This window comes from Glycomyces tenuis DSM 44171, from assembly GCF_000427885.1.
Classification (GTDB): domain Bacteria; phylum Actinomycetota; class Actinomycetes; order Mycobacteriales; family Micromonosporaceae; genus Glycomyces; species Glycomyces tenuis.
Map to the genome: position 1 here is coordinate 235,954 of NZ_ATYW01000003.1, position 19,024 is coordinate 254,977.

General features: G+C 72.3%; 15 protein-coding genes and 1 pseudogene. 7 read left to right on the forward strand and 9 right to left on the reverse strand.

The genetic code is table 11. The features are described from left to right. Positions 1-16 precede the first annotated feature (16 nt). From YWW_RS0106045 to YWW_RS0106055, 3 genes are all read right to left on the reverse strand, one after another. Positions 17-673: a hypothetical protein gene (locus tag YWW_RS0106045; protein WP_026929408.1), complete on the reverse strand. Its 657-nt coding sequence runs from the start codon at positions 671-673 to the stop codon at positions 17-19. 22 nt (positions 674-695) lie between these two features. Further along, positions 696-3,200 (reverse strand): FtsK/SpoIIIE domain-containing protein, encoded by a 2,505-nt coding sequence (locus YWW_RS28630; RefSeq protein ID WP_211228448.1) that lies wholly within the window; start codon positions 3,198-3,200, stop codon positions 696-698. A gap of 114 nt (positions 3,201-3,314) precedes the next feature. Beyond that, entirely contained in the window at positions 3,315-4,574 is a 1,260-nt protein-coding gene (locus YWW_RS0106055; RefSeq protein ID WP_026929409.1) for a M18 family aminopeptidase, read from the reverse strand. A 49-nt stretch (positions 4,575-4,623) separates the two neighbouring features. Between YWW_RS0106055 and folP the strand changes: the two genes are divergently transcribed. Continuing rightward, positions 4,624-5,487, forward strand: coding sequence for a dihydropteroate synthase (gene folP / locus YWW_RS0106060; RefSeq protein ID WP_026929410.1), 864 nt, complete (start codon positions 4,624-4,626; stop codon positions 5,485-5,487). 67 nt (positions 5,488-5,554) lie between these two features. Next, positions 5,555-6,685: a hypothetical protein gene (locus YWW_RS0106065; protein WP_026929411.1), complete on the forward strand. Its 1,131-nt coding sequence runs from the start codon at positions 5,555-5,557 to the stop codon at positions 6,683-6,685. Positions 6,686-6,694: 9 nt separating this feature from the next. On the opposite strand, the gene YWW_RS28635 is transcribed toward YWW_RS0106065, so the two are convergent. Together YWW_RS28635 and dapE are read right to left on the reverse strand one after the other, a co-directional pair. Beyond that, entirely contained in the window at positions 6,695-7,381 is a 687-nt protein-coding gene (locus tag YWW_RS28635) for an LOG family protein (protein ID WP_081687229.1), read from the reverse strand. Then, positions 7,378-8,454, reverse strand: coding sequence for a succinyl-diaminopimelate desuccinylase (gene dapE / locus YWW_RS0106075; protein WP_035704109.1), 1,077 nt, complete (start codon positions 8,452-8,454; stop codon positions 7,378-7,380). Before dapE ends, YWW_RS28635 begins: the two co-directional genes overlap by 4 nt. 39 nt (positions 8,455-8,493) lie before the next feature. Here dapE and dapD point away from each other — a divergent pair, with 39 nt between their 5' ends. After that, complete coding sequence (gene dapD / locus YWW_RS0106080; RefSeq protein ID WP_026929413.1) at positions 8,494-9,423, forward strand: 2,3,4,5-tetrahydropyridine-2,6-dicarboxylate N-succinyltransferase; 930 nt, start codon at positions 8,494-8,496, stop codon at positions 9,421-9,423. A gap of 12 nt (positions 9,424-9,435) precedes the next feature. On the opposite strand, the gene YWW_RS0106085 is transcribed toward dapD, so the two are convergent. Then, positions 9,436-10,182, reverse strand: a complete 747-nt coding sequence (locus YWW_RS0106085) for a hypothetical protein (protein ID WP_026929414.1) — start codon at positions 10,180-10,182, stop codon at positions 9,436-9,438. A 196-nt stretch (positions 10,183-10,378) separates the two neighbouring features. Between YWW_RS0106085 and YWW_RS28640 the strand changes: the two genes are divergently transcribed. After that, positions 10,379-12,805 (forward strand): glycoside hydrolase family 9 protein, encoded by a 2,427-nt coding sequence (locus YWW_RS28640; RefSeq protein WP_051325438.1) that lies wholly within the window; start codon positions 10,379-10,381, stop codon positions 12,803-12,805. Positions 12,806-12,921: 116 nt separating this feature from the next. On the opposite strand, the gene YWW_RS0106095 is transcribed toward YWW_RS28640, so the two are convergent. Then, positions 12,922-14,058, reverse strand: coding sequence for an Mrp/NBP35 family ATP-binding protein (locus YWW_RS0106095; protein WP_026929415.1), 1,137 nt, complete (start codon positions 14,056-14,058; stop codon positions 12,922-12,924). 55 nt (positions 14,059-14,113) lie between these two features. Here YWW_RS0106095 and YWW_RS0106100 point away from each other — a divergent pair, with 55 nt between their 5' ends. Beyond that, entirely contained in the window at positions 14,114-14,959 is an 846-nt protein-coding gene (locus tag YWW_RS0106100) for a PhzF family phenazine biosynthesis protein (protein WP_026929416.1), read from the forward strand. On the opposite strand, the gene amrA is transcribed toward YWW_RS0106100, so the two are convergent. Further along, positions 14,937-15,548, reverse strand: coding sequence for an AmmeMemoRadiSam system protein A (amrA, locus tag YWW_RS28645; RefSeq protein WP_051325439.1), 612 nt, complete (start codon positions 15,546-15,548; stop codon positions 14,937-14,939). The genes YWW_RS0106100 and amrA overlap by 23 nt on opposite strands. 93 nt (positions 15,549-15,641) lie before the next feature. Between amrA and YWW_RS28650 the strand changes: the two are divergent. Both YWW_RS28650 and YWW_RS0106115 read left to right on the forward strand, forming a co-directional pair. Next, positions 15,642-16,527 (forward strand): annotated as a pseudogene (locus YWW_RS28650) (SDR family NAD(P)-dependent oxidoreductase). Between the two features lie 287 nt (positions 16,528-16,814). Then, positions 16,815-17,435 carry a vitamin K epoxide reductase family protein gene (locus tag YWW_RS0106115; RefSeq protein WP_026929417.1) on the forward strand — a complete coding sequence of 207 codons (621 nt, stop codon included), beginning with the start codon at positions 16,815-16,817 and terminating at the stop codon, positions 17,433-17,435. On the opposite strand, the gene YWW_RS0106120 is transcribed toward YWW_RS0106115, so the two are convergent. Then, complete coding sequence (locus YWW_RS0106120) at positions 17,428-18,957, reverse strand: asparagine synthetase B family protein (RefSeq protein ID WP_155829963.1); 1,530 nt, start codon at positions 18,955-18,957, stop codon at positions 17,428-17,430. The two genes, YWW_RS0106115 and YWW_RS0106120, sit on opposite strands and share 8 nt — an antisense overlap. Positions 18,958-19,024 lie beyond the last annotated feature (67 nt).

Below are 19,024 nucleotides of genomic sequence, written 5' to 3' on the forward strand. Positions count from 1 at the left end.
GACCCTCCAAAGGCTCTCACGCGAAGAACGCGACATAAGCGAACAGCGCCATTGTGACGACCGCGAGCGTCACTCCGAGACGCGGGTTGTGGGGCACGACCGCCTTGATCGGCTTCCCGGCCCGGTCGTACATCGGCACGCGCGGCTTGTTGGCCGCCCCCACCAGCACATATCCCACCAGCGCGGCCAGGACCGGAGGCAGGAAGGCGACCCACCACGAGGAGTCCCCGCCGCCGGTGGCGCGCAGCCAGATCAGCTGCCCCGAGAAGCAGACGGCCATCGCGGCGCCGTAGACGAGCAGTTCGCGCACGACGTGGTGCGCGCGCGGCAGGAGCGTGGGGCGCTGCGCCGCCCGCATCGTCGCCAGGCGCGCGTCCCCGGCCTCCCGCAGGCGCACCCGCGCGTCCCGCAGGACGGTCTCCACCTCGCCGTCCGCGCCGTCGCCTCCCTGGGCGGCCGGCGGGGCGGGCGCCAGATCGGGCACGGGGCGCCGCAGCGCCGCGCAGCCCTCGGCGAGCGAGGCGACCTCCTCGTCGAGCTCGGTCCGCAGCGCCTCCAGGGCCTGGCGCCGCCGCGCGAGCCGCTTGCCCGTCCGCTCGGCGCCCGCCGCGGTGTCGGCGTCCAGCTTCGCCAGCTCGTGGACGAGCTCGTTGTAGTCGTTCAGGGCGTTCACCGCGCAGCCTCCTCGATGACCATCACCGGGTCCCGTACTCGTCGAGGCGGCCCGGCCTGACGTACGGCACCGCGAGCCGCTCGGTGCCCGCGTGCCGGTCGATGACCAGGCAGCGGTTCGCGCGCGGCTCCCAGCCGATGTTCGGATCGCCGGTGACCGCGCCCAGATCCGAGGCGGCCACGTTGAGGGCCACCAGGCCCGCGCAGTGCTCGCGGTTGGACGCCCCGCCGATGTCGTCGAGGAAGCGCCTGGCCCCGCGCCACCAGCCGATCAGGTGCAGGCCCGTGGCCGGGCCGTGCAGCATGAGCTCGCGCAGCGCGCCGGGCGAGCCGTCGGCCCCGTCGGCGCCGAACCACACGAGGTAGGCCGGACCGGCGCGGTCCGCGAGGACCTCACCGGGCGCGAGGCTCCGGCAGCGGTGCCCGACCGACTCCAGGGCCGCCAGCGCCCCGGCGGCCACGTCCTCGGCTCCGGCGGCGGTGGCCGCGATCAGGAACTCCACGCTCCCCGGCTCGTGCTGCTGCCCCAGCGAGGTCGCGGCGGCGGCCAGCACGTCGGCGGCGACCGGTGAGGTGCCCAGGACCGCCAGGTGGCGCCCGGGGCTGCGGTCGAAGTGGTAGCCGACGGTCGAGACGTCGACGTCCACGGCCCGGCCGAGCAGCGCCCGCGGCGTCGGCGACGGCCGCAGCGCCGCGTAGCTCGGGTCGTCGGCCAGGTGCTGCTCGTCGAAGCCGCGGAAGACGACCGGCCGCGCGTCGGACTCGCGCCGCTCCCACAGGCCGCGCCGCAGCGCGGCCAGGAGGTCCTCGGCGGACGAGGCGTCGGGGAAGGCCAGGGTGCGGTTGCGGCCCTTGACGCCGCCGGAGTCGTTGACGACGGCCTGCCCGAGGGTGATGGACTCGGCGGCGTAGTTGTCGTCGGCCAGCAGGTGCCTGGCGCCCGGCAGCGCCACCCGCAGCGGGAACTGCCCGAAGATCGAGTCCTTCTTGGCGTACAGCGCCTCGACGCCGGAGATCGTCTGCGAGGCGAGCACCAGGTGGACGCCGTAGGAGCGGCCCTTGCGGGCCAGCTCCTCCAGGTGCGCCACCGCCTCGCGCGCGAGGCGGTCGTTGCCGGAGAACAGGACGTGGAACTCGTCGACGACGGCGACGATGCGCGGCAGGCGCGCGTCCGGGCGCAGCTCGCGCAGCCGGGCGAGCCTGGTGGCCCCGGCCCGCTTCATCAGTCCCGCGCGTCTGGACAGCTCGGAGCGCAGCGCGCCGAGGACGGCGACGCCGTACTCGCGGTCGGACTCGACGCCGACGGCCCTGACGTGCGGGATCCACGACTCGTCGATCGCCGAGGGCGTGAACTCGGTGAACGAGACGCCCTCTTTGAAGTCGAGCAGGTACAGCTCCAGCTCCTCGGGGGAGTAGCGGGTGGCCAGGCCGTAGAGCACGTCGAGGAGGAACACGGTCTTGCCGCCGCCGGTGCGCCCGCCGATGAGCCAGTGCGGGGTCGCGTCGTCGAAGGAGACGGTGACGTCGCCGCCCGGGTCGCGCCCGATGACCGTGGACAGGCCCGCCCGGCTCGACTCCGTCCAGACCTCCTCGGGCACGAGGTCGGCGACGGTGAGCGTCGAGGCCTCCCGCCGCTGCTCGGCCCTCGCGTCGAACACGGCCCGCGTCAGGCTCGGCGACGGCGTCTGGTCGAGGCGGACCGGCAGCGGCAGCTCGCCGAGCCGGATCTCGTCCCCGCACGTCAGATACGTGGCGTGTTCGAGCGCGGGGAGGGTCTCGCCGCCCAGGGCGGTGCGCCAGCCGCACAGCACCAGGTGGGTGCGGGCGGCCGGGCCGGCGTGGGCGAGCGCGGCGAGGCGCTCGCGGACGCTCCTGCCGACCTGCGGGGGCATCCCGGCGACCATGACGAGGTGGAAGGGCCGGTTCGCGATCGACTGGCCGCGCGCGGCGATGTCGCGGACCTCCTGGAGGCGCTTCTCGGCGTCGGTGAGGACCCGGCCGAGGGCGAGGTGGTCGGTGGCGACATGGTCGGCGAGCCCGGCGTCGACCAGGGGCGTCGCGGGGGAGAAGACCTGGCCGAGCGTGACGCCGTCGACGAGGCTGAGCTCCAGGCCCGGGTAGGCCGCGACGAGGCGCACCAGGAGGCTCTGGAGGAGCCCGGCGACGCGCGGGTCGGCGGCGTCGGCGTCGACGGCGAGGTGCCCGCGGCCGAGCAGCTCGATCAGCGCGGGGAAGACCGGGTCGCCGTCGAGCTCGGCGACGCCGAGCCGCACTGCGCCCGAAGCAGGTTCGTCAGTCCATACCGGAGTACCGGGGGCGACGGTGTGGAGCTCGTCGCCGAGCCAGCCGCTCGCGGCGGCCTCGGCGGCCTGGCGCAGCCTGGCCGACAGCTCGCGGCGCCGCCGCGTCGTGTCGGTGACCGCCAGGTGCGACTCCTCTTCCGCCAGCAGGCGTTCGGCGCGGTCGGCGAACCCGGCGACATCGCGCAGCGCCTGCGCCGCGCGCTCCAATTCGGTCCGCCAACTCAACACTGCCTCCCGGGGGGTCGCGCGGATGCGACTCTGACGTCGCACGGATGCGACTCACCTTACCGGGAGCGGCTCACCTGTGTGATGACCGTGTGCCGGGCCGTCCACGGGGAGTCAGGGGCATGTGTAGAGGCCGAGTGCCAAGTCCGCCAGGTAGGCCGGGTCGTCGGCGCCGCACAGCTCCCGCGAGGAGTGCATCGACAGGATCGGCGCGCCGACGTCCACAGTCAGCACTCCCAGCTGGGTGCCGGAGAGCGGCCCGATCGTGGTGCCGCCGGGGATGTCGTTGCGGTTGACGTAGTACTGCCACGGGATCCCGGCGCGCTCGGCCGCCGCGGTGAACACGGCCTGCTCCTCGGCTCCGGTGGCGTAGCGCTGGTTCGCGCTGACCTTGATCATGGGACCGCCGTTCGGCATCGGGTGGTGGCCCGGCTCGTGCCGCTCGGCGTAGTTGGGGTGCAGGGCGTTGCCGGTGTCGGCCGACATCATCCGGGAGGCGGCCGTGATCCGCGCGAAGCGCTCGAAGTCGCCGCCCGCGACGCGGCGCAGGACGCTCTCCAGGAAGGGGCTCTGCGCGGCCGAGTAGGTCATCGAGCCGATCTCCTCGTAGTTGAAGGAGACGAACACCGGCGTCTGCTCGGCGTCCTCGGCGGCGATGAGCGCGGCGAGCCCGGCGTGGGTGCTCAGCAGGTTGTCCAGGCGCCAGGCGGCGAACAGCTCGCCGTCCTTGCCGAGGTAGGACGGCCGGTCGCAGGCCGCGGTGAACAGGTCGAAGCCGAGCACGTCCTTCGCCTCGACGCCCGCCTCGGCGGCCGCGAACTCCAGGAACTCGCCCGCGCGCGGCTCGCCGAGGCCCCACACGGGCGTGAACTGCGTCTGCGGGTTGAGCTTCTGGCCCTCCTCGTTGACCTTCCGGTCGAGGTGGATCGCCAGGCGCGGCACGCGCAGCACCGGCCGGTCGACGTGGACGAGCACGTGGGAGCCGTCGCGCATGACCAGCCGTCCGGCCACGCCGAGGTCCCGGTCGAGCCAGGTGTCGCGCGGGACGCCGCCGTAGACCTCGCAGGCGACCTGCTTCCAGCCGCCCGAGCCGGTGTCCGGCCTGGGCTTGACCTTCAGCGTCGGGGTGTCGGTGTGCGCGCCGAAGATCCGGAAGGCCTCCACCGGGCCGCCCTGGCGCCACGCGATGATCGAGCCGTCGCGGACGACGTAGTAGCCGCCGCTCTCGCCGGGCCACGCGTCCGCCTCGCGGAGCCGCCGGAACCCGGCCGCCTCCAGCCTGGCCCCGGCCACGGCGCAGGCGTGGTACGGGGTGGGCGAGAGGCGGATGTACTCGGCGAGATCGTCGGTGTGGGACCGGTCGAACCGCGGCATGGAGGCTCCTTCATTGGCGGGAATCGGGCGCGGCTGACAGCATAGACGAATGCGCGTGTTGAAACTGGGGCGAAGGACGTTCGGTGAGGGCGACTACGCGGTCATGGCGATCGTGAACCGCACGCCCGACTCCTTCTACGACGCCGGGGCCACCTTCGAGTTCGACGCGGCCCTGGCCGCCGTCGCGAACGCGGTGGCGAGCGGCGCCGACATCGTCGACGTCGGCGGCGTCAAGGCTGGCGACGGCCCCGAGGTGACCGCGGCCGAGGAGATCGACCGGGTCGTGCCCTTCGTGGCCGCCGTCCACGACGCCCACCCCGAGCTGGTGATCTCGGTCGACACGTGGCGCGGCGAGGTCGCCCGCGAGGCCGTGGCGGCCGGAGCCGAGCTCATCAACGACACCTGGGCGGGCTGGGACCCGGGGGTGGTCAAGGTCGCCGCCGACACCGGCGCCGGGCTCGTCTGCTCCCACACCGGCGGGCTGGAGCCGCGGACCGTCGCGGAGCGGCCCGCCTACGGCGACGTCGTCGCCGAGGTGCGGGCCGAACTCGTGGCGCGCGCGGAGGCGGCCGTGGACGAGGGCGTCCGCGCCGACGGCATCCTCATCGACCCCACCCACGACTTCGGCAAGACCACCCACCACTCCCTGGAGCTGACCCGCAGGCTCGACGAGCTGACCGGGACCGGCTGGCCGACCTTGGTGGCCCTGTCCCGCAAGGACTTCGTCGGCGAGACCCTCGACCTGCCGGTGGACCGGCGCCTGAACGGCACCCTCGCGGCCACCGCCGTCTCGGCCTGGAACGGCGCCAGGGTCTTCCGCGCCCACGACGTGGCCGCCACCCGCGAGGTCCTCGACATGGTCGCCTCGATCAAGGGCCACCGACCCCCGAAGAACCCCCACCGGAGCCTGTAGCACGCGCCGTTTGCAGAGGGTTCGTAGCATCGGGCGAATACCGCGGCCCCTTGGAGCGTGACCTCTCATGACGGACACCGAACCCGCCGATGACGCCGTCGACGAACCCCCTTCCCGCCGGCGCGGGCGCCCGGTGCTGTGGGGTTCGGTGCTCATCGCGGTGGTCCTCGCCGTCGGCGCGGTCGTCCTCTGGCCCGAGCCCGACGAGCCCGGTCCGGGCGAGGAGGCCGTCGCGACGGTCGAGGCGTTCTTCACCGCCTTGGAGGACAAGGACGCCGAGACCGCGGTCTCGCTCATTGACGAGCTCGGCTTCCCGCATGAAGAGGAAGACAGGGCCTTCCTGGTCCCCGAGGCCATCGGCGACGGCTGGGAGCTCGATTCGGCGACGCTGGATCGCGTGGAAGGCAGCTGGGCCTATGTCCGGGCCGAGTTCTCGACCAATGTGGGCGATCGGAGCGGCGAATACACGGTGAAGTGGGACGCGAGCGGTGACTGGAAGCTGATCAACGTCCTCTCGCTGGTCCAGATGCAGCCGTCTCCGGCCCTGTACATGCACGTCAACGATGCGATCATGCCGGTAGACGTCTCCGTGGACAATCACCGCTGGTATCTGTTTCCCGGCGTCTACGAGTTCTACCGTTCGATACCGGGAGTCGTCGAGATGGAGGATCGGGAACCCGAGGTCCTGCTCGACCCGTTCTCCGACGGCGAGGGCATCGATCACATCGTGGTGGGGCCGCCGTCGATGACGGTCGCGCCCGAATCGCTCGACGCCATCCAGGAGGTGGTCGACGAGCAGGTCTCGGAATGCCTGGCGTCGACCAGTGTCGAGCCCGCGCCGTGCCCGTTCCGGCACGCGATCCACGATCCGGTCAGCGCGGACGGCGAGGTCCTGGGCACATCGGACGAGGGCGTGTGGTCGATGGAGCACGAGCCGACCGTGACCGGCGCGGTATACGAGGAGCCCGAGGCCGACGTCGTGGAGGACTCGTTCCTCATCGAGACCGATCTGCCCGAGAATCCGGTGTCGCTCACCATGGAGCTGGAGGGCGGGCGGACGGTCACGCTCGAATGCGCGTTCCAGCCGGGAATATGGATCACCCGGCTCCGCAGCGACGGCGAGACGGTCACGGTCGAGACGGAGCCCCGCGCCAACGCGGACGACTTCATCTCCTCGACGTGCGACGCCGAATTGTGAGGCGGCTCCTCAGCCGGCCTTGCCCATGTGGGCGACGGCCTCGTCGAGGTCGTCGGTCAGGAGCATCAGGTCCACGTCCTTGTCGTTGATCTTGCGCTGCTCGACCATGCTGCTGCGCAGCCAGTCCACCAGGCCGCCCCAGTACGTCGTGCCGATGAGCGCGATCGGGAACCTGCCGACCTTCTCGGTCTGCACCAGCGTCAGCGACTCGAACAGCTCGTCCATCGTCCCGTAGCCGCCGGGCAGGGCGCAGAAGCCGCACGAGTACTTCAGGAACATGACCTTGCGGACGAAGAAGTAGTGGAAGTCCAGCTGGATGTCCACGTAGTCGTTGATGCCCTGCTCGAACGGCAGCTCGATGCCGAGCCCGACCGATTTGACGCCCGCCTCGGCCGCGCCCCGGTTGGCGGCCTCCATCGCGCCCGGCCCGCCGCCGGTGATGACCGAGAACCCGGCCTCGCCGAGCTTGCGGCCCAGCTCCACGCCGAGCTTGTACTCCTCGGAGTCGACCTCGGTCCGGGCCGAGCCGTAGACGCCGATGGCGTCGCCCAGCTCCGCCTCCTCGAGCGTGTCGAAGCCCTCCACGAACTCGGCCTGGATCTTCAGCGTCCGCCAGGACGCCTTCTGCTTCCACTCGTCACTGCGGCTCGAGTCCAGCAGGTGCTCGTCGGCGGTGACGCGGCGCTTGATGGTCATGATCTCCCCTTGACATAGGCGCGCAGCGCGTCCGCGCAGTCGCGGATGATGTCGATTTCAACGTGTTCGTCCTGTTTGTGGGCGAGGTTCGGGTCGCCCGGCCCGAAGTTGACGGCCGGGATCCCCAGCGTCGCGAAGCGCGCGACGTCGGTCCAGCCGAGCTTGGCGCGGAACTCGCCTCCGGCGGCGGCCACGAACTCGGCCGCCTCCGGCCGGTCCAGGCCCGGCCGGCACGACGGCGCCGAGTCGGTGATCTCGACGTCCCACCCGATGAAGACCTCCCGCAGGTGCGCCTCGGCGGCGGCCTCGTCCCGGTCGGGCGCGAAGCGGTAGTTCACCTCCACCCGGCACTCGTCGGGGATGACGTTCCCGGCGACGCCGCCGCCGATGGACACGGCGTTCAGCCCTTCGCGGTAGACGCAGCCGTCGACCTCGACCTCCCTGGCCCCGTAGGCGTTGAGGCGGTGCAGCACCCGCGCGGCGTCGTGGATCGCGTTCTTGCCGGTCCACGAGCGCGCCGAGTGGGCCCGTTTGCCGCGCACCGTGATCCGCGCCCGCATCGTCCCCTGGCACCCGGCCTCGACCATGCCGTACGTCGGCTCCAGGAGGATCGCGAAGTCGGCGGCCAGCAGCTCGGGCCGGGACTTCGAGAGCCGGTTGAGCCCGTTGCGCTCGGCCTCGATCTCCTCGCAGTCGTAGAACGCGAAGCTCAGGTCGAACTTCGGCTTCGGGACGGTGGCGGCGATCCACAGCGCCAGCGCCGTCCCCGACTTCATGTCGGAGGTCCCCAGGCCCCACAACCGATCGTCGTCGTCGAGGCGGGNGGGGAAGTTGCCGTTGACCGGGACGGTGTCGAGGTGCCCGGCGAGCATGACCCGCTTCCCGCGCCCCAGTTCGGTGCGGGCGACGAGGGTGTTGCCCACGCGCTCGACCTTCAGGTGCCCGAGGCGCGCCAGCGCCCCCTCCACGGCATCGCAGATCTCGGCCTCCTCGCCCGAGACCGAGCGGATGTCGCACAGGGCGCGGGTCAGCGCCACCGGATCGGCGAGGACTGCCTCACTCAGTACTGTCACACCCGCAGACGATACCCGCCGCGCCGATAGGCTCTCAGGGTGAGCGAATTCCTGACTGACGCAGCATGGGGCATCGGCGTGGCGACCGTCGACGCCGACGGGACCGTCCTCGACGTGTGGTTCACCGAGCTCGGACTCGGCGAGGCCCCGGACGGCCTGAAGGCCCCCGAGGTCGACACCGAGAACCCCACCGGCACCACCTCCAAGGGCATCGCGGTCTCCGTCGCCTCCCTGGCCGAGGAGCCGGCCGACACCGCCGACGTGTACCTGCGCCTGCACCTGCTCTCGCACCGGATCGTCCGCCCGCACTCGGTCGACCTCTCGGGCCAGTTCGGGCTCCTGCCCAACAACGCCTGGACGAACTTCGGCCCGGTCCGCGCCGAGCGGGTGACCGAGGCGCGGCTGCGGCTGCGCCGGGCCGGGCAGGTGCTGACGGTGAAGTCGGTGGACAAGTTCCCGCCGATGGTCGACTACGTGACCCCGCCGGGGGTGCGCATCGCCGACGCCTCGCGGGTGCGCCTGGGCGCGCACCTGGCCGAGGGCACCACCGTCATGCACGAGGGCTTCGTGAACTTCAACGCCGGGACGCTCGGCAACTCGATGGTCGAGGGCCGCATCTCGGCGGGCGTCGTCGTCGGCGACGGCTCGGACATCGGCGGCGGCTCCTCGATCATGGGCACGCTCTCGGGCGGCGGCAAGGAGGTCGTCTCGATCGGCGAGCGCTGCCTGCTCGGCGCGAACGCCGGGATCGGGATCTCCTTGGGCGACAACTGCGTCGTCGCCGCCGGGTGCTACGTCACCGCCGGATCGAAGGTGACGCTGCCGGACGGGACGGTCGTCAAGGCCGCGACCTTGTCCGGCAAGGACAACCTCCAGTTCTGGAACAACACCCAGACCGGCGTGCTGGAGGTGCGGCCGCGCTCGGGCTCGTGGGGCGAGCTCAACGAGGCCCTGCACAGCGCCCAGTAGGGCCCCGGGCGGCTACCCGGCGGTCGGCATCCGCTCGATGAGCACGGCCAGGAATTCGGCGGCGATCAGGCGGGACCGCTCCTCGACCTCGGCGGCCTCCTCGGAGCCGTACGACGCCGGGTCGCCGCCGTAGCGGTACTCGACCTGGAGTTCCACCCGCAGGTTCGAGTCGAAACCGGTGAGGGTGAAGACCTCCTTGACCAGCGTCGCGCCGTCCTCGCACTCCTTGTAGAGCAGGCCGGTGTCGCTGAGGCAGACCGCCGCTTCCTCCTCGGTCCCGGTGTGCTCCCAGCCGGTGACCTGGAAGTGCTCGGGCGCCTCGGGGAACGCCGACGGGTCCGGCTCGGCCTCGACGGCCTCCCCGAGGACCTCCAGCTCGGCCGCTGGGGTGGCGAAGTCGGCGTCGAGCCGCTCGACGGCCTCCTCGCCGGCCATGTAGGCGTACGGGCACGAGACCCCGCCCGCCTCGGCCTGCTCGCCCTCCTCGTCGGGGTAGACGGTGGCGTTGTGGTACAGCTCCACCGCCTCGTTCTCCGGCACCGACTCCAGCGCCTCGACCTCGGGCCCGGTGGGGCAGAACTCGTGCGGATCCACCTCGGCGCCGTAGATCGGCCGGTCCGCCGAGACCGACTCGGACGGGCTCTCCGACGCGGACGGGCGCTCCGACGCGGCCCCGCTCGGATCGTCGGCGGCGTCGGAGGAGGTGCATCCGGCGGCCAGGAGGGCGGCTGCCAGGATCGCGGTGCTTCGGAGCCTCATGGGCGATCTCCAATCGCTGGGGGTGTGGATCCGTTTCGTCCCGAACCTAACGACCCCTCGCAAAGCCGCCCCGCCGCGAAGGGCCGGTGACCGGGCCGCGCCTCCCCGAAGCCTTGCCTTTATATCGAAGTTCGTCTATTTTATGTATGGGAGCGTTCCCTCGCTCTTTCACGTCCCTCACCGAGAGGCAGAGCTCATGCGATTCGCCGCATCCGCCCGCCGCAGACCCGTCCGCTGGCTCGCCCTGGGGCTGAGCGCCGCCACCGCCGTCGCCGTCGGCGCGCTGGCCCAGCTCCCCGCCAGCGCCGACCACACCGATCCAGGCCCCGACATCCGCGTCAACCAGTACGCCTACGCCGCCGACGGCGCCAAGGGCGCCACCTTCGTCACCGACGCCTCCAGCGGCCAGAGCTGGGAGCTCGTCGACGCCTCCGGCGCCGTCGTCGCCTCAGGCACCACCGAGGTCCACGGCGCCGACGCCGCCTCGGGCGACAGCGTCCACGACATCGACTTCTCCGCCTACGACACCCCCGGCACCGGGTACCGCCTCCAGATCGCAGGCGAGCAGAGCCACCCCTTCGACATCGCCGCCGACCCCTGGAGCGGGCTGCGCGACGACGCGCTCGCGTTCTTCTACCACCAGAGGAGCGGCATCGAGATCGAGGCCCAGTACGTCGGCGCCGAGTACGCCCGCCCCGCCGGCCACGTGAACGTCGCCCCCAACCAGGGCGACGACGGCGTCGGCTGTCTGAACGGCTCCTGCGACTACACCCTCGACGTCGCCGGCGGCTGGTACGACGCCGGCGACCACGGCAAATACGTCGTCAACGGGGGCATCTCCACCTGGCAGCTCCAGAACGCCTACGAGCGGGCCCTCGAAGTCGACGGCGCCGACCCCTCGGCCTTCGCCGACGGCGCCCTCGCCATCCCCGAGTCGTCCAACGGCGTCCCCGACCTGCTCGACGAGGCCCGCTGGAACCTCGAGTTCATGATGAGCATGCAGGTCCCCGAAGGCGAGCCGCTCGCGGGCATGGCCCACCACAAGGTCCACGACATGGCCTGGACCGGCCTGCCCATGCCGCCCCACGAGGACCCCGAGACGCGGCGCCTGAGCCCGCCGAGCGTCACGGCCACGCTCAACCTCGCCGCCGCCGCGGCCCAGGCCTCCCGCCTGTGGGAGGACCACGACCCGGCCTTCGCCGCCGAGGCCCTCGACGTCGCCCGCACCGCCTATGCGGCGGCCGAGGCCAACCCGGACCGCTACCCGGACCCGAACGACGGCACCGGCGGCGGCTCCTACGCCGACAGCGACGCCACCGACGAGTTCTACTGGGCCGCCGCCGAACTGTTCACCACCACCGGCGAGTCGCAGTACCGCTCCGACCTGACCTCCTCGGAATGGTGGTTCGGCCAGGGCTTCACCGACCACGGCTTCGGCTGGCCCTCGACCGCGCCGCTGGCCGACCTGACGCTCGCGCTGGCACCCAGCGGCCTGTCCGAGGCCGAACGGCAGGCCGTGCGCGACGCGGTCGTCGCCGGCGCCGACGGCTACGTCGACGACGCGGCCTCCCAGGGCTACCCGGTCACGTACGCGCCCCGGAACTGGAGCTACGTGTGGGGCTCGAACAGCCAGGTCCTCAACAACGCCACCGTCGTCGCCTACGCCTACGACCTCACCGGCGAGCGGGTCTACCTCGACACCGTCAGCGAGGCGATGGACTACCTCCTGGGACGCAACGCCCTCGGGCAGTCCTACGTCACCGGCTACGGCGAGAAGGACTCCCACAACCAGCACCACCGGTTCTGGGCGAACCAGCTCGACGCGTCCCTGCCGAACCCGCCGCCGGGCACCCTCGCGGGCGGCCCGAACTCGGCCCTCCAGGACGAGGTCGCCCAGGAGCACCTGGCCGGCTGCGCCGGACCCAAGTGCTACATCGACGACATCGAGTCCTGGTCGACCAACGAGGTCACCATCAACTGGAACGCGCCGCTGGCGTGGATCTCCGCCTTCCTGGCCGACCAGAGCGAGGGCGAGGACCCGCCGACCGACCCCGACGAACTGGCCGCGGTCCAGAACCTCGAGGCCGTCGCCGACTACGAGACCGTGGCCCTCACCTGGGACGCCCCGCCGTGGGACAACGAGATCGAGATCCGCCGCGACGGGGCGCGGATCGCCGTCCTGCCCGGAGGCGGCACCGCCTACACCGACACCGAGATCGAATGGGGCACCGAGTACACCTACACCGTGGCCGCGGTGCCCGGCGAAGGCCAGGAAGCGGCCGCCGCGACAGTGTCCGCGACCACCGCCTGGCCCCCGGACGAGGGCGAATGCCAGGGCACGGTGGAGATCGTCAACGACTGGGGCTCGGGCTTCCAGGCCAGGGTCACCGTCCGCAACCACGGCAACAGCACCATCAACGAATGGACGCTCCCGTGGACCTGGAGCGGCGGGCAGCGGATCACGAACCTGTGGAACGCCGAGTGGAGCCAGTCCGGCGCGGAGGTGACCACGAGCGACCTCGGCTGGAACGGCACCATCGCCACCGGAGGCGAGGTCGAGTTCGGCTTCATCGCGACCGGCCAGGCCGAGGAGCTTCACTTCCTCCAGTGCGATTTCGCCTGACCGGCCCTCGTTGGTGGGGGTTCCGCGGCCCCGGCCCCTCGGCGGGGCCGCGGACCGACGCGGGCGGGGCGGCCCGAAGGCCGCCCCGCCCGCCTGCGGTCTCGTCGTCGCGTTCGTCAGGAGGTGGGCGTCAGACCGAGCTGCTTGCCCACGAGCGACACCTTGCGGACGGCCAGCTGCTCGGCCACCGCGATGATCGCCCGCGAGGCCTCGGCCTCGGGGTCCGACAGGACCAGCGGCACGCCCGCGTCGCCGCCCTCGCGCAGCCGCGGGTCGAGCGGCACCTGGCCCAGGAGCGGCACCTCGGCGCCGACGTCCCTGGTGAGCGCCTCGGCGACGGTCTTGCCGCCGCCCGAGCCGAACGGCTCCAGGTGCGAGCCGTCGGGCAGCTCCATCCACGACATGTTCTCGACCACGCCCGCGAGCCGCTGGTGCGTCTGGGTGACGATCGCCCCGGCCCGCTCGGCCACCTCCGCGGCGGCCTGCTGCGGGGTGGTCACCACGACCAGCTCGGCGGTCGGCAGCAGCTGCGCCACCGAGATCGCGATGTCGCCGGTGCCCGGCGGCAGGTCCAGCAGCAGCACGTCCAGATCGCCCCAGTAGACGTCGGCGAGGAACTGCTGGAGCGCCCGGTGCAGCATCGGACCGCGCCACACCACGGCGGTGTTGCCAGGCGTGAACATCCCGATCGAGATCACCTTCATGCCGTGCGACTGCGGCGGCATGATCATGTCCTCGACCTGCGTCGGCGCGCCTTCGACGCCGAGCATCCGCGGCACCGAGTGGCCGTAGATGTCGGCGTCCACGACGCCGACCGACAGGCCCTTCCGCGCCATCGCCGCGGCCAGGTTCACCGTGATCGACGACTTGCCGACCCCGCCCTTGCCGGAGGCGACCGCGAACACGCGGGTGCGCGACTGCGGCAGGTTGAACGGGATGACCGGCTCGGCGGCGCCGGGGCCGCGCAACTTGGTCTGGAGCTCCGACCGCTGCTCGTCGCTCATGACGCCGAAGTCGACCGCGACCTCCTCGACGCCGTCGACGCCGAGCGCCGCCTCGCGCACGTCGTTCTGGAGCGTGTCGCGCAGCGGGCAGGCGGCGACCGTCAGCAGGATCCTCACGCGCAGGCGGCCGCCCTCGACCTCGACGGCGTCGACCATCCCCAGCTCGGTGATGGGGCGGCGGATCTCGGGGTCGTCGACGTGCGAGAGCGCCTCTCGGACGGCTTCGACTACTGCGGCGGTATCAGACATGCCCCAATCGTAACCGCGTGGACGCGGGCGGCCGCCCGGGCGTAGTCTGCCCCACATGCTGTCCTTCGAGATCGTCGACGTCTTTACCGACCAGCCCTACGCGGGCAACCAGCTCGCCGTCGTCTATGACGGCCAGGCTCTGAGCACCGCTCAGATGCAGGCGATCGCGGTCGAGTTCGGTTACTCGGAGACCGCGTTCGTGCTCCCGCCGACGACCGGTGAGGCCGACTACCGGGCCCGGATCTTCACTCCGACGGAGGAGCTGCCGTTCGCCGGGCACCCGACGATCGGCGCGGCGCTCGCCGCGGTCGGCTCGGGCCGGGTCGAGGCGACAGGCGGCGCGGTGGTCCAGGAGTGCGCCGCCGGTCTCATGAGCCTCGAACTCGACGGGGCGAGCGCGAAGCTCACCTCCACCGCCATCGAGATCGGCGGCGCCGTCGATCCCGCGGCCGCCGCCGCGGCCTGCGGCCTGGACGCCTCCCGCGTCATCGGCGCGCCGCGGACGACCAGCGCGGGGTACGCCCACAACTTCGTGCGGCTCGCCGACGCCGACGTGACCGCCGCCGTCGACGTCCCCGGGCACCTCGAGAAGATCTACCCCTTCAGCTTCGACCCGGAGACGAACGCGGTCCACGGCCGCCTCTTCCACGTCGGCGTCGGCGAGGACCCGGCCACCGGCTCGGCCGCCCTCGCGCTCGGCGTCCACCTCGTCGAGCAGGGCCTCGTCAGCGGCGACGGCGTCCACACGTACGCGATCGCCCAGGGCGCCGAGATGGGACGCCCCTCGAGCATGCTCGGCGAGGTCGTCGTCGAAGGCGGCGAAGCCGTCTCGGTCTCGGTCACCGGCTCGGTCGCCGTGGTCGCGAAGGGCGAACTCGTCACGCTGCCCAGCGCGCGCTGAACGACTCGGCCGTATAGCGTTCGGCCGCAAGGTCTTCGGGCCACACGGACAGACGCAGGTCTGCCGTCCACAGTGACCGCGGCCAGCCGCCCTTGCGCAGCAGCGCCGCCACGAACCGCTCCGGTTCGGTCAGCGAGCGCCACACCGACGGCAGGAACGTGGCCCTGCGCCGCTCGGGGCCGAGCAGCGTCAGTCCGTCGGTGCCCGGCCGCAGCCGGTCGAGCAGCGTGGCGAAGGAGTACACCGCCAGCGGCCGCGCCGGGGACAGGACCGACACGGTCACCGTCAGCTCCGGCAGCTCGGCGATCCCGACCGGCGCCGTGCGCGGGTCCCGCGTCGCCAGGCGCGCATTGCGCACCACGTCGTATCCCAAGGGCCGCAAGGCCGTCAGCGTCCCGATGCAGCCGCGCAGCCGGGAGTCGCGCTCCAAGGTCACAAATGTCGCCCCCGGATCGTCCAATGCCGTGATCCTCGGCCGCGGAGCGACGCGCTCGAGCAGATCGGCCGGGTGCGGCGGCCTGGGCGCGAAGCCGGTCTCGACGGCGCTGCGGGCCAACGCCGTCAGCGTCTCACCGAACTCCGGCCCCATCACTCGATGGTGACACGCGTCCCGGCCCGCCCCGAGACCGGTCGCCGATTCGCATGATTGGGGCCCGGCGGTGCTGCGTTTCGTCATCCTCCCGTGAGAGACTCCCCCCATGAACTCACCGCGCCCGAGGCAAGCGCCATACGACCGAGACGACGACCTCGCCGAGGTCATCGACCTGCCCGCGAGCGAACTCGCGGACGAGCGGGCGAGCCAGCTCGGCCGGATCCAGGAACTCGACTCCCTCGCGGGCAAGATCGCGCTCGTGACCGGCGCCGGCGCCCCCGACGGCATCGGCTACGCCATCGCCACCCGGCTGCGCCTGCTCGGCGCCGCCGTCGCCGTCGTCTCCACCACCAAGCGCATCCACGAACGCGCCGGAGAGATCGACGCGGTCGGCTTCGTCGCCGACCTCACCGACGAGGCCGAGGTCGGCGGACTGGCCGACGCGGTCGTCGACGCCGTCGGCGAGGTCGACATCGTCGTCAACAACGCCGGACTCACCTCGAAGACCGACCCGGCCGTCGTCAAACCCGTCGCGCAGCTGTCCTATGCGGACTGGCAGACGGAGCTGGCCCGGAACCTCGACACCTCCTTCCTCGTCTCCCGCGCGTTCGTGCAGGGCATGGCCGAGCGCGGCTGGGGCCGCATCGTCAACGTCGCCGCGGCCGTCGGCGTCGTCAACGCCGTCCCGGCCGAGGCCGCCTACGCCGCCGCGAAGGCCGGGGTCACCGGTCTGACCAAGGCGCTCGCCACCGAGGTCGTCGCCGACGGCGTGACGGTCAACGCGATCGCGCCGGGCCTGATCCGCACCGGCTCCTCGACCGTCCCCGAACTCCAGCGCGGCCTCGACGGCCCGATGGGCCGCCCCGGCACCCCCGAAGAGGTGGCCGCGGCGGCGGCGTTCTTCTGCGCCCCTTCGGCCTCCTATGTGACGGGCCAGACACTCGTGGTCGACGGGGGAGCCGGAATCCGCGGCTAGGGGGTGGCCGGCGGTTCCGAACGGGCTGAATCCGGCCGATTTTCCGCCTCGCCGCGTTGTCGGAGGCCCAGTTACAACCTCCGGGTAGCTGGACCTCCTCCGCACTCTCGGCGAAGCCTGCGAGCCGTACATCGGCACCCCGAGGCGAAAAATCGACTCGGATTCAGCCTCGCCCGGAACCGCCGGCCACCCCCTTACGTCCAATCCCCGAGTAGCGTCCGCAACCTCGATGTCGGTGCGGTCGTTAGTCCTGCATGACCATGACTTCGGAACGGACACGGGCGGCGATGGACGAGGCATTCGGGGAGACGGCCGGAGAGCACAAGGGCCGCGTGAGCACGGGGCTGGTCCTGCTGCTCGGCGGGCTCGTCGGCCTGGCGGCCGCGTTCGACCTCACCTACGAGCGCATCGCCTCCCTCATCGACCCCGGCCACGTCATCTCGTGCGACTTCAACCCGGTCCTGTCGTGCGGCACCGTCATGGCCACCGACCAGGCCTCGGCGTTCGGCTTCCCGAACCCCGTCATCGGGCTCGTCGCCTTCCCGTTCGTCGTCTTCACGGGCGTGCTGCTGCTGTCGCGGGCCGAGCCGCCGCGCTGGATCATGCTCGTCTTCAACCTCGGCACGCTCGCCGGTCTCGCCTTCGTCGCCTGGCTGATCTTCCAGTCGGTGTACGAGATCGGCGTGCTCTGCCCGTGGTGCATGGCCGTGTGGGCGGCGGTCCTGCCGATCTTCTGGTTCACGACCGTCTACAACCTCCGCAGCGGCGCCCTCCCGGTCGGGGAGGACTGGCGCGGCCCCGTCGACGAGCTGCTGCGCTACCACTGGATCGGGCTGGCGGTCCTGTACGGCGCCGTCGTGGCGGTCGTCGCCACCGGCTTCTGGGACTACTGGTCCACTCTCATCTGAGCGTCTCGCCGTTGACCGGCACCTCGAGCACCTCGGGCCAGCTGCGCCGGATCAGCTCCAGGAACACCGTCCCGGCGATCCGGTCCTTCAGCGGCGCCGAGAGCAGCAGCCGGTAGACGAGCCTGGAGTTGACCAGGATGAACGTGTCGAAGGCGATGTCGCTCTCGCTCAGGTGGGCGTTGAGCCACATCCCCGAGCGGTGCTCCCAGTAGAACAGGTCGCTCGGGTCGTACAGCCGCTGCGCACGGTCGAAACCGGTCGCGTCCACGTACTCGGCGAACGCCGCCCGCAGCTCGGGGCTCTGCGAGCGCCCCTTGGTCAGCAGCCCCACCATGTGGGCGGGCTTGAGCGTCCGCGGCTGCTCGCGCTTGGACCGGTAGTAGGCCCGGCCGATCTCGTACAGGTTCGAGCGCAGGTGCAGGCCCCGCTCGGGGGTGTGGGCGCGGTGCGCCTCGGACAGGCCGGGGTGGCTGCGCCGCGGCGAGTTGCGCTCCATGACCGAGCGCAGCGGCTCGGCGGGTGTGCGGCGCTCGACCTCGATGCGGTGGTGCTCCAGCCCGAGCCGCCCGGCCAGCTCGGCGGCGACCGCCACGTCGTGCTGGACGCCGCGCCTGGTCGGGCCGCCCGAGCCGACCGTGTCGTACGTGAAATAGCTGAGCTTCTCGGTGAACGGCCTGGTGAGCGCGAGGGTGGTGCGGCTGTCGAGCCCGGCGGTGAGCGAGACCTCCAGCCGTTCGGTCTCGGTCAGCGCGGCCAGCTGGCCCTGGAGCAGCGGCAGCACCGCGTCGACCACCTCGCCGGCGGTGCGCCGCTCCCGGGCCCGGCGCGGGAAGCAGCGCCGCACCCGGCCCCCCACGAGGTCGAGCTCGGTGTTCGGCGTCAGCATGACCACGTCCGCGAAGGTCGTCGCCCGGCCGGGCAGGGCGTACGCGCCCTCGGCGGCGCGCAGCAGCTCCGGGTCGGGGAAGGCCGAAGGGCCCGCGCCGGTGTGCTCGGCGACGAGTCCGGCATGGGACGCGACGGCCGGTTCGGGCGCGCCGTCCCGGTAGAACACCGCGCGCATCCCGGCCGCGTCGGTCTGGACGAACGCCGAGTGCTCGTCGCCGTCGAAGACGGCGTAGCGGCCCGAGAGCGCGTCGAGGCGCTCGAGCAGCGCCTCGCGTCCGCCGCCCGCGCGGGCGCGCAGCAGCGTCGCGGCGATCGCGGCGGTGTCGCCTGAGAAGCCGTCGAGGTCGATCGCCCTCCCGAGGACGGCCGCCCACGCCGACCCGGCGCGGGCCACGGCCAGCGGCGTGCGCGGATCCCACGACAGCCACCGCCCGCCGAGCCGCTCCCGGCGCCAGTGGGGGAGCGGCGGCCGGTGCGCCTCGGCGGTGAGCAGGAAGCCTCGCGCCCACAGCAGCTCGGAGCAGTCCTCGGCCCCGGGGATGTCGCCTTCGCGGGCCGCGGGCGCCGACCAGGTCTCGACGTCGAGCGGCGCGGCGGGTTCGGCTCGGACCCAGGAGCGCAGACGGTCACGCACGCTGCGGGACATCGTCGGCCTTTCGTTCGGCGGGCCGCGCGGGAGTGGCGGCGCTGCCCATCGTAGA